Genomic DNA, 12841 nt, shown 5'->3' with positions numbered 1-12841 from the left:
TCCCTCGGAGACGGAACAGCCTCAGCAGGGGACGACGGCGACCGGCCCCAGCGCGTGCGTGACCGCCGTCTGCGCCACCGGGGACAGCCCGAGCCCGAGCGACTCGCCGCCCTTGCGGCGGCCGATCACCGTCAGGGCCGCCGTCGCCGACGCGGTCACCAGGGTGCGCGAGGCGGAACCGTTGACCGGCTCCCGGACGATCTCCACCTGCGGGTACTTCTCGTGCCAGCCCGAGGTCAGCTCGGCCAGCGTCCGGGCGGCGGACCCCGCCGCCTCCTGCCGGTCCAGGACCGGGCCGCCCGCGAGCATCGAGGAGAACATCGTCCAGCCGTGGACGATCCGCAGCCGGGCACCCGGCCGGGAGGCCGCGGTGGCGAAGGCGAACTCCAGAACCGCCTCACTGCTCTCGTCGGCGGCCACCCCCGCCACGATGTCGGTGAAGGCGTCCGCGTCGGAGCCCCGGTCCTCGTCCCCCTCGGGGCGGTCGTCCTGCACCACGACGACGGGACAGCTCGCCATCGACGCCGTGGCGAGGCTGTTGGAACCGATCATCAGCGAGCGGAAGCCGCCGAGCCCGCGCGATCCGACCACGATCATCGACGCGTCCCGGCCCAGCGAGACCAGGGCCGCCGACGGGAAGTCCAGCGGGGCCAGCGTGGAGGGCCGCAGCTCCGGGGCGATGAGCGCGCTCCGGCGTACGGACTCGGCCAGGAGCGCCTCGGCCTCGCGCCGCCCGGTCTCCTCGTCGACCTGCCGGGTGAGCGGGCGCACGTGGACGATCAGCAGCGGCAGTCCGCGCCGCGCGGCTTCGCGGGTGGCCCAGTCCAGCGCCTGCCGGCTGTGTGTGGAGCCGTCGACGGCGGCGATCACGGGAAGATCGTTGGTGGTCATGCCCCCGAGCGTACGTCGCCGGGCCGGCAGCACTCGTCCCTGGTGCCCGAGAGGCCCCGGGGGTCCGGCGGCCCGTCAGTCGTGGTTGTGGGTGGAGGAGGTGTCGTCCGGGGGCACGCTGCGCCCGCCGTCCCTGCCGCTGGCCACGACGGCGACCAGGGCCACCACGATCGCCACCACCGCGAGCCGGCCGCCCAGCCGCAGCGCCCATCCTGTCCGGGCCTTGGCGGTCTCCCCGGGCCTGCCCGGCAGTTTCTCGGAGCGCCGGGCGGGCCGCAGCAGCCGCAGGAGCAGCAGGGCCGCGATCGGGATCTGGAGCAGCCAGACGCTGGTCCGGAACCAGCCGTCGTACCAGACGTTGGTCCCGTACAGCAGGGTGTGCCAGACGCTGAGGACGTACACGACGATCACGCACCGGTGCAGGACCCGCCAGGTCTTGGGGCCGATGCGGTGGCGTACGTAGAAGAGCAGGCCGAGCGGGATCGCGAGGTAGAGCGCCGCCTGGCCGACGGGGATGGCGATTCGCCCGGTCCCGGAGTCGTAGCCGCCGGGCACGAAGGCCTCCACGAAGGCGGTGGCGACGGCGGAGTTCCAGGTGGCCGTGTCGTGCCGGACCAGTTCGGCCGCGAAGAGCAGGGCGTGGGCGGCGATCAGGGCGATGGTGTTGAGGCTCGTGGTGCGGTGCAGGCGTTCCAGCCGGGGGCCCGACAGCGGAAGGCGGGAGGGCCGCGGCCCGGACAGCATCAGGCCGAGGACGACCGTGCCCCAGGCCCAGAGCAGGGCGGACCAGCCGAACGCCTGGCTGAGGAAGTACATCCAGAAGCCGCCCGCGTCGGCCATGAACGGCATCACGGTGACCGTGGAGGAGGTCTTGTTGCGGATGCGTATGTAGAGCAGGACGAAGACCGCGGCGGTAATGACGAGCGCCACCAGACCGTCGGGCCACGAGGCCCGCAGGTCGGAGCGGAGCGTCGGCCGTCTCGGCTCTCCCGCCCGCCGGGGGCCGGGGACCTGCGGATCGCCGGATGCGGTGCTTTCGGGCGCCTCGGCGGCCGCTGCCGGTTCGGGGGCGGGGGGCGGGTTCGTCATGCGGCCTCTTCGGGGCGGGGATGGGGGCGGATGCGGCGGCCCCGGGCCACGAGGCGTACGCAGACGCGTTGTTGGAGCAGTCGGGCGGCGGGCAGGGAAAGTTCCCCGCAGCGCCATGTGACATGGATCACACATGGTGCTGGTGGGGCAAACGAGGCGAACTCCCGTTGTTTCGGCATCTGGTGCTCTTCTCGCCGGGGTGGGTACGGCTGGCACCATGGCTGCCATGGCTGCCATGGGAGCCGGAACCGCACTCCGACTCGGGCGCACCGCGCTGTTCGCGGTCGTGTGCGTCGCCGTGTCCGGGCTCGGCCACGCGCTGATGTCCGGCGCGCCCCTGCCCCTGCTCGTCCAGGCCGCCGCGCTGCTGCCGGTGTGCGGGGCGGGATGGTGGCTCGCCGCGCGGGAACGGAGCGCTCCGGCGACCGTCGCCGCCCATGTCCTGGGCCAGTTGGGGCTGCACGCCTTCTTCTCCGGTGCCGGATCCTGGCTGCCGTCCGGCGCCGGCGCGCACCACGCGGGCGGTGGACACCATGGGGCGGGGACGATGGGCCACTCCGCGCACGAGGTCCCGATCGGCGGCTCGTCGGACCTGATGGGGCTTCTGGCCGCCTTCGACGGGACGGTGTTCACCCTCGGCATGGCCGTCGCCCACGCGCTGGCCGGGCTGGTCTGCGGCTGGTGGCTGTGGCGCGGCGAGGTCGCCCTCGCCCGGCTGGGCCGCTGCCTGGTGCTGTTCGTCCGCGCCCCGCTGCGGACCGCCTGGGGCCTGTGGTCCGCGACGCCGCCCGCCCCGGTGCCGCCCGCCCGGCGACGCACCCGGCGCCGGGCCGGCCGCCGCCCCCAGGACCTTCTCGCCCTGCACGCCATCTCCCGGCGCGGGCCCCCGCTCTCCCTCCGCTTCCTCTGACCTCCATCCGCCCTCCGGCCTCTGTGCGCCGGAGGCGGTACGGGTGTGCGCCCGCGCGCACACCCGTGACAGGCATACCGGTTCCCCGGGCCCGCCCCCAGCGGCGCGTCCGGAACGGAACCGGTCACCGGAGCCGGGCGACCGCTGCCGCGGCTCCGCAAGGACGCGAAGGACTGCTGTGACACTTCCTGCTCCCGCACTACCGGCCGCCGCCGCATCACCGGCTGCCGCGCCGCCCGTCCGGCCCCCCGCACTGTCGGCCGCCGCACTACCGGCCGCCGCGCAACCCGCCGTGGCCCTGACCGCCGCACTGTCGGCCGCCGCATCGCCGCCCGTCCGGCCCACCGTCTCCCGGCCGCCGGTCCTCCGGGTGTCCGCCGCCCGGCCGCCCCACCCCCGGGTCCCGGCCGCCCGGCAGAACGACGGGCAGATCACCGACTGGGCGCTGGCCGCGGGCGGCGGGGACCAGGAGGCCGCCGACCGGTTCGTCCGGGCGACCTACGAGGACGTCCGCCGGTTCGTCGCCTACCTGAGCTCCGACGCCCCGGGCGCCGACGACCTGGCCCAGGAGACCTACCTGCGGGCGATGAGCGGACTGGCCCGGTTCGCGGGGCGGTCCTGCGCCCGGACCTGGCTGATGTCGATCGCGCGGCGCGTCGTCATCGACCGGCACCGGGCGGCCGCCGTGCGCCCCCGCACCGCCGACACCGCGGACTGGCAGACCGCGGCGGAACGCGCCCAGCCCCGCCATCTGCCCGGGTTCGAGGAGTCCGCCGCGGTGCTGGACGCCCTGCGCCGACTGGACCCGGCCCGCCGCCAGGCCTTCGTGCTCACCCAACTGCTGGGCGCGTCCTACGAGGAGGCCGCGGCCGCCGCGGGCTGCCCGATCGGTACGGTCCGCTCCCGGGTGGCGCGCGCCCGCCGCGAACTCGCCGGACAGTGGCGCGCGGAACCGGCCGACCCCGCCGACCTCGTCCGAGCGGGCTAGCCCGGCTCAGGCACCCTCCGCCCGGGGCCCCGCACGGCCCCGGGCGGTACGGCGGCGGAGCAGCAAGACCGACGGCAGCAACAGGCACTGGAGGCAGACCACCGCCCAGAACCCCCGCGCCGAGCCCGCTGTTTCGGCCGCCCCATACAGCTGACCGCCCACCACCCCACTGGCGAACGCACCGACGCCCGCCGCCAGCCGCTGCCGCCCGAACACGCTCGCCGGGGCGGCGGCCGAACGGGCCAACGCCTCCAGGTCGTTCTTGAGGAAGAGCACGATCTCCCCGAGGCACAGCAGCGCCCCGCCCACGGCGATCCCCGCGTGTCCGCCGGCCCCGATCGCCGCCATCCCCGCCGCCATCGCCCCGAACCCCCACCGCAGCGCGGCCGGGTAGCTCAGCGCGGCGACCCGTTCCGCCAGCAGCGGCTGGGCGACGACGAGGAGGGCCGCGTACCCCGTCAGGACGGCCCCGTAGAAGGCGGCCGACGTCCGGGGGACCGCGTAGAGCGCCAGGTAGTGCTGGAAGAACATGAAGGCGTACACGCTGAGCACGGTCACCAGGAACGGCGAGAGTCCGGAGGCTCGTTCACCGGTGTCCCGTGCCTCTGCGGCGGTGGGTCCGGCACCGCCCGACGGCCGGTCCGCCACACCCTGCGGCAGCAGCGCGTGCCCGGCCCCGATCAGCGCGAACAGCCCGGCGACGCACGCGAACAGCACCCCGGGCGAGCCCAGGACGAGCGGCGCGGCGGCGGGCGGGCCCAGCGCCATCCCCGCGTTGAACGCCGAACTGCTCGCCGACAGCAGCCGGGGGCGGCCCGCCTCGGGCACCCCCTCCACCAAGTACGCCTTGTTCGCCGGGAGATACAGAGCCGCACCCGCCGACACCAGCAGCAGCGCCCCGACCGCGAGGACCGGACTGGTCAGCCCGGGCACGAACGCGGCGAACCCCGCCGTACGCAGCGCCAGCGCCAGCAGCATCGCGCGCCGCAGCCCGATCCGCGCCACCACCGGACCCGCGACGGCACCCCCGGCGAACTGGATGAGCGAGGCCACCGCCAGCACGAGACCGACCGTGCCGAGGCCGATGCCCAGCCGCTGGTGCAGCAGCACCGACATGTAGGGCAGCACGGCGAAGCTGCCCAGCGTGATCAGGAACGAGCCCGCCAGCAGGAACCGTTGAGGACCGGAGAAAGGCTGCCGTACGCGGGCCCCGGGGGACGCCTCCGCGCGCAGCGGCCTCACCGCCCCGGGCTCACGGCTCGTCCGCGATGACCGGGCGGACCCGGACGGCCGCGCTCCACGCCCGGTGCTGGGCCAGCTCCGCCGTCCGCCCCTCGGCCAGCACCATGCCCGTACAGCCCCGCTGGTCGCCGACGTGGACCACGCTCTCGCCCGGCTCGCGTACCGGGAACCACTCCACCGACCCCGGGAACGCGGCGAGTTCGTCGAGCCCGAGCCAGCCCTTCAGCACCCCGGGCCGCTCCGGGTACACCAACACGAAGCCGTACGCGGGGCCTTCGGCGTCGAGCGGGGCGTCCAGCAACGCTGGGCGCTGGCCCAGCGCCTCCTCCATCATCGCCGTGTAGACGTTGGTCCGCAGCGTGCGGCACAGCACCTCGCCGACCAGCGCGCCGCCGATCCTCCGGTTGACCTCGACCAGTTCGGGCCCGTCGGCCGTCAGGATGAACTCCACATGGGCGAAGCCCCGTTCATGCCCGGCCGCCGCCAGGACCCGGCCCGCCCACGCCTCGATCCCGGCCCGTTCGTCCTCCGGCAACGCCACCGGGAACGCCGCCGCCTCCTCCCGTACCACCGCCGCCCGGGACGTCTGGCGGCTCAGCACCCCGAGCAGCCGGGTGGTCCCGTCCCAGCTGAGGGTCTCCGCGCTGTACAGCGGGCCGGCGAGAAACCCCTCGGCGAGCAGGGCGCCCGTCAGGCGCTGTTCGGCCGCCTCCGCCAGGGCCCGGTGCAGGGCCTCCTCGTCGTGCACGATCCACACATGGCGGGACGAGGTGCCCGCCGAGTCCTTCAGGACCGCGGGCAGCCCCACTGCCCGCAGCACCTCCCCGGCGCCTTCGGGACCCGGCGGGACAGCTAGGGCCGTACTGCGGCTCAGCCCGTGCGCGTGGAGCGTCTCCCGGACCCGGCGCTTGTCCCGCAGCAGCGTCACGGACTCCGGGTGCGGCCCCGGGAGCCCGAGTTCGCGGGCCAGTTCGGCGGCCGGCAGGCTCCAGGTGTCTGTCGTGTTGATCAGCCCGGCCAGGTCCGGCATGGCGGCCAGCGCCCGGCGGACGGCGTCCTGGTCCCACGTGTCGACATCGACGACGTCCAGCGCGTCCGGCGGCAGCACCGCCAACTCGTGCCGGTAGACCGCACGGTCACCGGTCAGCAGGCACAGCCGATGCCCGGCATCCGCAGCGGCCTCCGCCATCCGCCCCAGACCGAAGGACAGGGACTCCAGTGCGACGATCGTCATGGCAGCAGCTCCACGCTCGGTACGGAGGAAGGGGAGGGGGACGGGGAGGGGACATCGCCCTCGGAGGTCCAGGAGCCCTCGGCGGTCCTGGCCGCCTCCGGAGCGGCACGCCCGGCCCACTCCATCACCGACCACGGCGGCCGCAGTTCGTCCGGTGACGCGATGATGCGGGGCCGTAGCCCGGCCGGGTCCATGGCTTCGGCGTGCCGGGCGAACACCCGCTCCGCGTAACGGTGTCCGGTGTCTGCGCCCAGCACCAGATGCAGCCGTCCGGGGTCGCGGGCCGCCTCCCAGGAGGCCGTCAGATGGGCCGCCCCGGTGGAAAGACCCGCGAACACCGCGTGCTCCCGCAGCAGTCCGACCGCCCCGGCCATCGCATGGCGGAAGTCCAGCCAGTGCACGGTGTCGTACAGCTCGTGGCGGACGTTCCCGAACGGGATCGAGCTGCCGATACCCGCGATGATCGCCTCCGGGTCCTCGAAGCGCTCGCTCCCGAAGGTCACACTGCCGAACGGCTGGATGCCCACCAGCCGCACCGAACGCCCCGACTCCCGCAGCGCACGCGCCAGTCCACCGGTCGACGCACCCGTGCCCACCGCGCCCACCACGGTCAGCGGACCGTCCGGCAACGCACCGGACAGCAGCTCCGCGAACTCCCGGTAGCCCTCGTGGTGGACCCCGTCGTGGTACTGCCGCATCCAGTGGAAGTCGGGCCGCTCGGCGAGCAGTCGGCGCACATGGCGTACGCGCAGCTCCTGGTCCAGGCGCAGGCTCTGCGAGGGCGGCATCGCGTCGACCGTCGCGCCGAGGATCTCCAACTGCGCCCGCATGGTGGCGTCCACGGTGGTGGAGGCGACGATGTGGCAGCGCAGCCCGTAGCGGTGGCAGGCCATGGCGAGGGCCAGCGCGTAGATGCCGCTGGAGCTGTCGACCAGGGTCTGTCCGGGCACCACCCGGCCCCGGCGCAGCAGCGAGCGGACCGCGCCGAGCGCCGCGTACACCTTCATCGTCTCGAAGCGGGCGAGGACGACGTCGTCGGTCAGCCGGATCAGGTCCGGGGTCTTCACCGCGTCGGTGATGTGGTCGTGCACGGTGGCGGCAGGCGTGGTGGTGCTGCGCGGACGGGCGTCCGCCCCCGCCCTCACGTGCGCCGCCCGCGCACGATGAGCCGGTCCGAGCGCTGGTCGTAGCCGGAGGCGTCGAACCCGCCGAAGCACTCCACGTCGGTGAAGCCCGCGCTCTCGAAGAGGGCGTGCAGCTCGGCCGCCGAGTAGAGCCAGGAGGTGATGGAGGCGGTGCGGGCCGTCGTGCCGCGCACCAGCGTCCAGTCCGTGCGCAGGCGCCGCCAGCTGTCGAGCACGGTGTCGCGCTGGACGACGTAGGCACCGTCGGGCAGATCGACCGCCTTCGGCCGCCCGATCCAGCCCGCCAGCACCTCCTTGCCCATCACGTCCACCAGCAGCTGCCCGCCCGGCGCGAGGCTCTCGTGGGCGTTGCGCAGCACCTGGAGGTTGTCCTCGGCCGCGTCGAAGTAGCCGAACGACGTGAAGACGTTCAGGATCACGTCGAAGGCGCCCGGCTCCCGGTACGTGAGCATGTCGGCGCGCTCCAGCCGGACCGCGGCGCCCGCCGCGTCGCAGGCGGTACGGGCGCTGTCCAGCATCGACGGGGACAGATCGACGCCCGTCACCTCGTACCCGCGGCCCGCCAGCGGCACCACGAAGAGGCCGGGGCCGCAGCACAGGTCCAGGACTCTCGTGCCCGGTGGGAAGTCCAGCAGCGGGGAGGACGCGACCAGGGCGGCGGCGGACTCGGCCCGTGCCGGTGGGAACATCGTCGCGGCGAAATCCGACCAGAGCGCGTCGTCCTCGTACCAGTGCATGCCTCGCGGTCTCCTCCCGGGCCCGGGGCCCCGTGGGTGTACTGCGGCGGTCATCCCGGCGGCGGTCCCCCTCGCACCGGCCGCCGCTTCCGTCACCGGGGCGTCGTCCGCACCCGGTGTCTCTCCAGTAGTCGGCCGCCCCGGCCGGGAAGTTCCCGCGTGATCACCGGCCGATGTCCTGCCCGGACCTTCCCCGTGATCACCGGACGACGCCGGGGCCCGCTGCCAGGCGGCCTCACCGGAGGTTTCCGGCATCGGGGCCCACTGCCGGGCAGCCTCACCGGAGGTTCCCGGCCGGTGTGCAGGCGACGTAACCGGCGTTGTTCGCCCGGTGTCATCCCTGGGTAACGGGCCTTTCCTAGATTCGGGAGCGACCGCCGCCCGCCCCGCGTCCCTCCGGGAACGCCCGCCCCCGAAGGGCCCCGCACATGACCGTGCCGACCCCGCCGCCGGACGCCCCCGCCACCGACCGGGTGCGTACGGTCTGCTCGTACTGCGGTGTCGGCTGCGGGATCGTCCTCGACATCGCCGCCGGCCCCGACGGCCGCCGCACCGTCGTCAAGGCGTCCGGCGACAAGGAGCACCCCTCGAACGCCGGCCGGCTGTGCACCAAGGGCGCGACCGGCGCGGACCTCCTCGCCGCGCCCGGCCGGCTGACGACCGCCCTGGCCCGCGCCGACCGCAGCGAGCAGCCCGCCCCGCTCGGCAGGGACGCCGCCATCGCGGAGACGGCGCGCCGGCTGCGGTCCGTGCTGGACACCCACGGCCCGGACGCGGTGGCCCTCTACGTCTCCGGCCAGATGACGCTGGAGGCGCAGTACCTCGCCAACAAGCTGGCCAAGGGGTTCCTGAGGACCAACACCATCGAGTCCAACTCCCGGCTCTGCATGGCGAGCGCGGGCAGCGGCTACAAGCTGTCCCTCGGCGCGGACGGGCCGCCCGGCTCGTACGAGGACTTCGCCCACGCCGACGTCTTCCTCGTCACCGGCGCCAACATGGCCGACTGCCACCCGATCCTCTTCCTGCGGATGATGGAGCGCGTCAAGGCGGGCGCGAAGCTGATCGTCGTCGACCCCCGGCGCAACACCACCGCCGCCAAGGCGGACCTGTACCTGCGGATCCGGCCCGGTACCGACCTGGCCCTCCTCAACGGCCTGCTGCACCTCCTCGTCGAGAACGGGCACACCGACCCCGCGTTCATCGCCGAGCACACCGAGGGCTGGGAGCAGATGCCCGCCTTCCTCCGCGACTACCCGCCCGCCGTGGTCGCCGAGATCACCGGCATCCCGGAGGACGACATCCGGCAGGCCGCCCGCTGGATCGGCGAGGCGGGCGAGTGGATGAGCTGCTGGACGATGGGGCTCAACCAGTCCACCCACGGCACCTGGAACACCAACGCCCTGATCAACCTGCACCTGGCGACCGGCGCGATCTGCCGCCCCGGCAGCGGCCCGTTCTCCCTCACCGGCCAGCCCAACGCCATGGGCGGCCGCGAGATGGGCTACATGGGCCCCGGGCTGCCCGGCCAGCGATCGGTCCTGTCCGACGAGGACCGCGCCTTCACCGAGGAGCTGTGGGGCGTCCCGCCCGGCACCCTGCGCGCGGACGGCTCGGGCAGCGGCACGGTGGACATGTTCCGGCGCATGGCCGAGGGGGAGATCAAGGCCTGCTGGATCATCTGCACCAACCCGGTCGCCTCGGTCGCCAACCGCCGGACCGTCATCGAGGGCCTGGAGGCCGCCGAATTCGTCGTCACCCAGGACGTGTTCGCCGACACCGAGACCAACGCGTACGCCGATATCGTCCTGCCCGCCGCGCTCTGGGCCGAGTCCGAGGGCGTGATGATCAACTCGGAGCGCACCCTCACCCTCTCCCGCCGCGCCACCGACCCGCCCGGGGAGGCCTGGCCGGACTGGCGGATCATCGCGGAGGTCGCCTGCGCCCTGGGGTACGAGGACGCCTTCGGCTACACGAGCGCCGAGGAGATCTTCGCCGAGATCACCCGGGCCTGGAACCCGCGCACCGGCTACGACCTGAGGGGTGTGACGTACGAGCGACTGCGGGGGACGCCCGTCCAGTGGCCGAGCGCGGACGTCGAAGGCCCGGCCCGCAACCCCGTGCGCTACCTCAACGACGGCGTCAGCCAGGAGCTGACCGTACGACCCGACGGAACGGTCCCGAGGCTCGCCTTCCCCCTGCCGGACGGCCGGGCCGTCTTCCACGCGCGCCCGCACCTGCCGCCGGCGGAGATGCCCGACGAGGACTTCCCGTTCGTCCTCAACACCGGGCGGCTCCAGCACCAGTGGCACACCCTCACCAAGACCGCCAAGATCACCAAACTGAACCGGCTGGACCCGGCTCCCTTCGTGGAGATCCACCCTGATGACGCGGCCGCTCTGGGACTGGCCGAGGGCGACGGCGTCGAGGTCGCCTCGCGGCGCGGGCGCGCTGTGCTCCCGGCGCGGATCACGGACCGGGTCGCGGCGGGGGAGTGCTTCGCGCCGTTCCACTGGAACGATCTGTTCGGCGAGTACCTCGGCGTGAACGCGGTGACGAACGACGCGGTCGACCCGATCTCGTTCCAGCCGGAGCTGAAGGTGTGCGCGGTCCGGCTGGCGAAGGTCGCTGCCCCGGCGGTCACCACGGAAGGCCTGCCGGACACCTCGGGTCTCGCGGGCACCTCAGGTCTCGCGCACACGTCTGAACTCGTGGACGCCTTGGGGCTCGCGGAGATCGCCCCGCCCGTCCTCAGCGACGCGGAACGCCGCTATCTGGCCGGATTCCTGGCGGGCCTCGGCGCCCGCCCGGCGGGCACCCCGGTCCTCCCGGCGGGCGCCCCGTTCGCCCCGGAGACCGCCCTGTGGGTCAACGGCATGCTGGCCGGCGCCCACTCCCGGCTCCCGGAGCCCTCGGGACCCGGGATCGCGCCCGTACCACCGGAGAGCACCCCGGCGCACCAGGGCGGCCGGCCGGTCGTCGTGCTGTGGGCCTCGCAGACCGGCAACGCCGAGGAGGTCGCCGCGACGGCCGCCCGGACGCTGGCCGCCGAGGGGTACCGCACCACGCTTCTCGGCATGGACGACGGGACGCCCGACGCCCTGCCGAGCCCGGCCGACCTCCTCGTCGTCACCAGCACCTTCGGCGACGGCGACGCCCCCGACAACGGCTCCGGCTTCTGGGAGTCGCTGAACACGCCCGAGACCCCGCGTCTGGAGGGCGTCCGCTACGCCGTACTCGCGCTCGGCGACTCCACGTACGACGACTTCTGCGGCCACGGCCGCCGCCTCGATGAACGCTTCGGCGAACTGGGCGCGGAGCGGCTGGTCCCGCGCACCGACTGCGAACCGGAGTACGAGCAGCCCTTCGACCAGTGGCTCAAGGAGGTCAGGGCGGCGCTGGAGGTGACGACACCGGAAGGAACGACGGGGCCGGAAGCCACACCGACAGCGGCACCGGCCCCGCCGGAGAAGCAGCCCTCCAGGGCCGAGCCCGTCACCGCCCTCCTCACCGGGAACCGCCTCCTGAGCCTGCCCGGTGCGACGAAGGAGGTGCGTGCCTTCACGATCGACACGCGGCACGCCGACACCCCCCTGACGTACACGGCCGGGGACGCCCTCGGCGTACGGCCGCTCAACTGCCCGGACCTGGTGGCCGAGTGGCTCGCCGTCACCGGGCTCGACCCGGCGGCCGAGGTGGACGTCCCCGGCCAAGGGACGGTCGCGCTGGGCGAGGCCCTGTACCGCCACCTCGACATCACCCGCATCACCCCGGACCTGCTGCGCCTGGTCGCCGACCACACGGGGGACCGGCCCCTGAAGAAGCTGCTGCGCCCCGACAACAAGGGCGAGCGGGACCGGTGGACGTGGGGGCGGCAGGCCGTCGACGTGCTGGCCGAGCACCCGGTACGGGCCACGGCCGCCGCCTGGGCCGAGGTGCTGGGACCGCTGCGCCCCCGGCTGTACTCCATAGCCTCCAGCCCGCTGGAGGACCCGCACCGGATGCGTCTCACGGTCTCCGTGATCCGCTACGAGAGCGCCCTCGGCGGGATGCGGAAGGGCGTCGCCTCCACGTTCCTCGCGGACGCCGAACCGGACAGCTCCGTACCGGTGTTCGTCCAGCGCAACGACCGCTTCCGCCCGCCCGCCGACCCGGCCACCCCGATGATCATGGTCGGTCCCGGTACGGGAGTCGCCCCGTTCCTGGGCTTCCTGGAGGAACGCCGTGCGCTGGGCCACTCCGGGGCCAACTGGCTGTTCTTCGGCGAGCAGCACCGCGCCACGGACTTCTACTACCGCGAGGAACTCGACACGATGAGCCGCTCGGGCACCCTCACCCGGCTGGACACCGCCTTCTCCCGCGACCAGCGGGCCAAGGTCTACGTCCAGGACCGGATGCGCGAGCACGGAGCCCAGCTCTGGTCCTGGCTCCGCGACGGCGCCCACCTCTACGTCTGCGGCGACGCCTCCCGCATGGCCAAGGACGTCGACCGGGCGCTGCGCGACATCGCCGTCGCCCACGGAGGGCTCGAACCCGACGCCGCGGCCGCCCAGGTCAAACAGCTAGCCTCGGACCGCAGATACGTACGGGACGTGTACTGACGGGACG

9 protein-coding genes are annotated in these 12841 nt (G+C 74.0%); 3 read left to right on the top strand and 6 right to left on the bottom strand.

Annotated features, from left to right (window positions below):
* Positions 1–21 precede the first annotated feature (21 nt).
* Both IE134_RS14005 and IE134_RS14000 read right to left on the bottom strand, forming a co-directional pair.
* Positions 22–891 carry a universal stress protein gene (locus tag IE134_RS14005; protein ID WP_030713785.1) on the bottom strand — a complete coding sequence of 290 codons (870 nt, stop codon included), beginning with the start codon at positions 889–891 and terminating at the stop codon, positions 22–24.
* A gap of 75 nt (positions 892–966) precedes the next feature.
* Entirely contained in the window at positions 967–1980 is a 1014-nt protein-coding gene (locus IE134_RS14000; protein ID WP_126931955.1) for a ferric reductase-like transmembrane domain-containing protein, read from the bottom strand.
* A gap of 235 nt (positions 1981–2215) precedes the next feature.
* Here IE134_RS14000 and IE134_RS13995 point away from each other — a divergent pair, with 235 nt between their 5' ends.
* Positions 2216–2890: a hypothetical protein gene (locus IE134_RS13995; protein WP_030713791.1), complete on the top strand. Its 675-nt coding sequence runs from the start codon at positions 2216–2218 to the stop codon at positions 2888–2890.
* Positions 2891–3260: 370 nt separating this feature from the next.
* The gene (locus tag IE134_RS13990) at positions 3261–3878 is read left to right on the top strand and encodes a sigma-70 family RNA polymerase sigma factor (RefSeq protein WP_030713794.1); all 618 of its coding nucleotides are present in this window, start codon (positions 3261–3263) and stop codon (positions 3876–3878) included.
* 6 nt (positions 3879–3884) lie between these two features.
* On the opposite strand, the gene IE134_RS13985 is transcribed toward IE134_RS13990, so the two are convergent.
* From IE134_RS13985 to IE134_RS13970, 4 genes are read right to left on the bottom strand one after another with little or no spacing between them, the layout of a single operon-like run.
* Positions 3885–5120, bottom strand: coding sequence for an MFS transporter (locus IE134_RS13985; RefSeq protein ID WP_189430647.1), 1236 nt, complete (start codon positions 5118–5120; stop codon positions 3885–3887).
* A 10-nt stretch (positions 5121–5130) separates the two neighbouring features.
* Positions 5131–6354 carry an ATP-grasp domain-containing protein gene (locus IE134_RS13980; protein WP_189430646.1) on the bottom strand — a complete coding sequence of 408 codons (1224 nt, stop codon included), beginning with the start codon at positions 6352–6354 and terminating at the stop codon, positions 5131–5133.
* Positions 6351–7499 (bottom strand): pyridoxal-phosphate dependent enzyme, encoded by a 1149-nt coding sequence (locus IE134_RS13975; protein WP_189430644.1) that lies wholly within the window; start codon positions 7497–7499, stop codon positions 6351–6353. Before IE134_RS13975 ends, IE134_RS13980 begins: the two co-directional genes overlap by 4 nt.
* Positions 7496–8236 carry a class I SAM-dependent methyltransferase gene (locus IE134_RS13970; RefSeq protein WP_189430642.1) on the bottom strand — a complete coding sequence of 247 codons (741 nt, stop codon included), beginning with the start codon at positions 8234–8236 and terminating at the stop codon, positions 7496–7498. The genes IE134_RS13975 and IE134_RS13970 overlap by 4 nt, the downstream gene beginning before the upstream one ends.
* 428 nt (positions 8237–8664) lie before the next feature.
* Here IE134_RS13970 and IE134_RS13965 point away from each other — a divergent pair, with 428 nt between their 5' ends.
* Entirely contained in the window at positions 8665–12834 is a 4170-nt protein-coding gene (locus IE134_RS13965; protein WP_030713809.1) for a bifunctional nitrate reductase/sulfite reductase flavoprotein subunit alpha, read from the top strand.
* The last annotated feature ends 7 nt before the right edge of the window (positions 12835–12841 follow it).

The organism is Streptomyces rubiginosohelvolus (genome assembly GCF_014649875.1).
GTDB lineage: Bacteria > Actinomycetota > Actinomycetes > Streptomycetales > Streptomycetaceae > Streptomyces > Streptomyces rubiginosohelvolus.
Note: the sequence above shows the minus strand (reverse complement) of the source record. Positions and strands in the feature narration are given on the sequence as shown.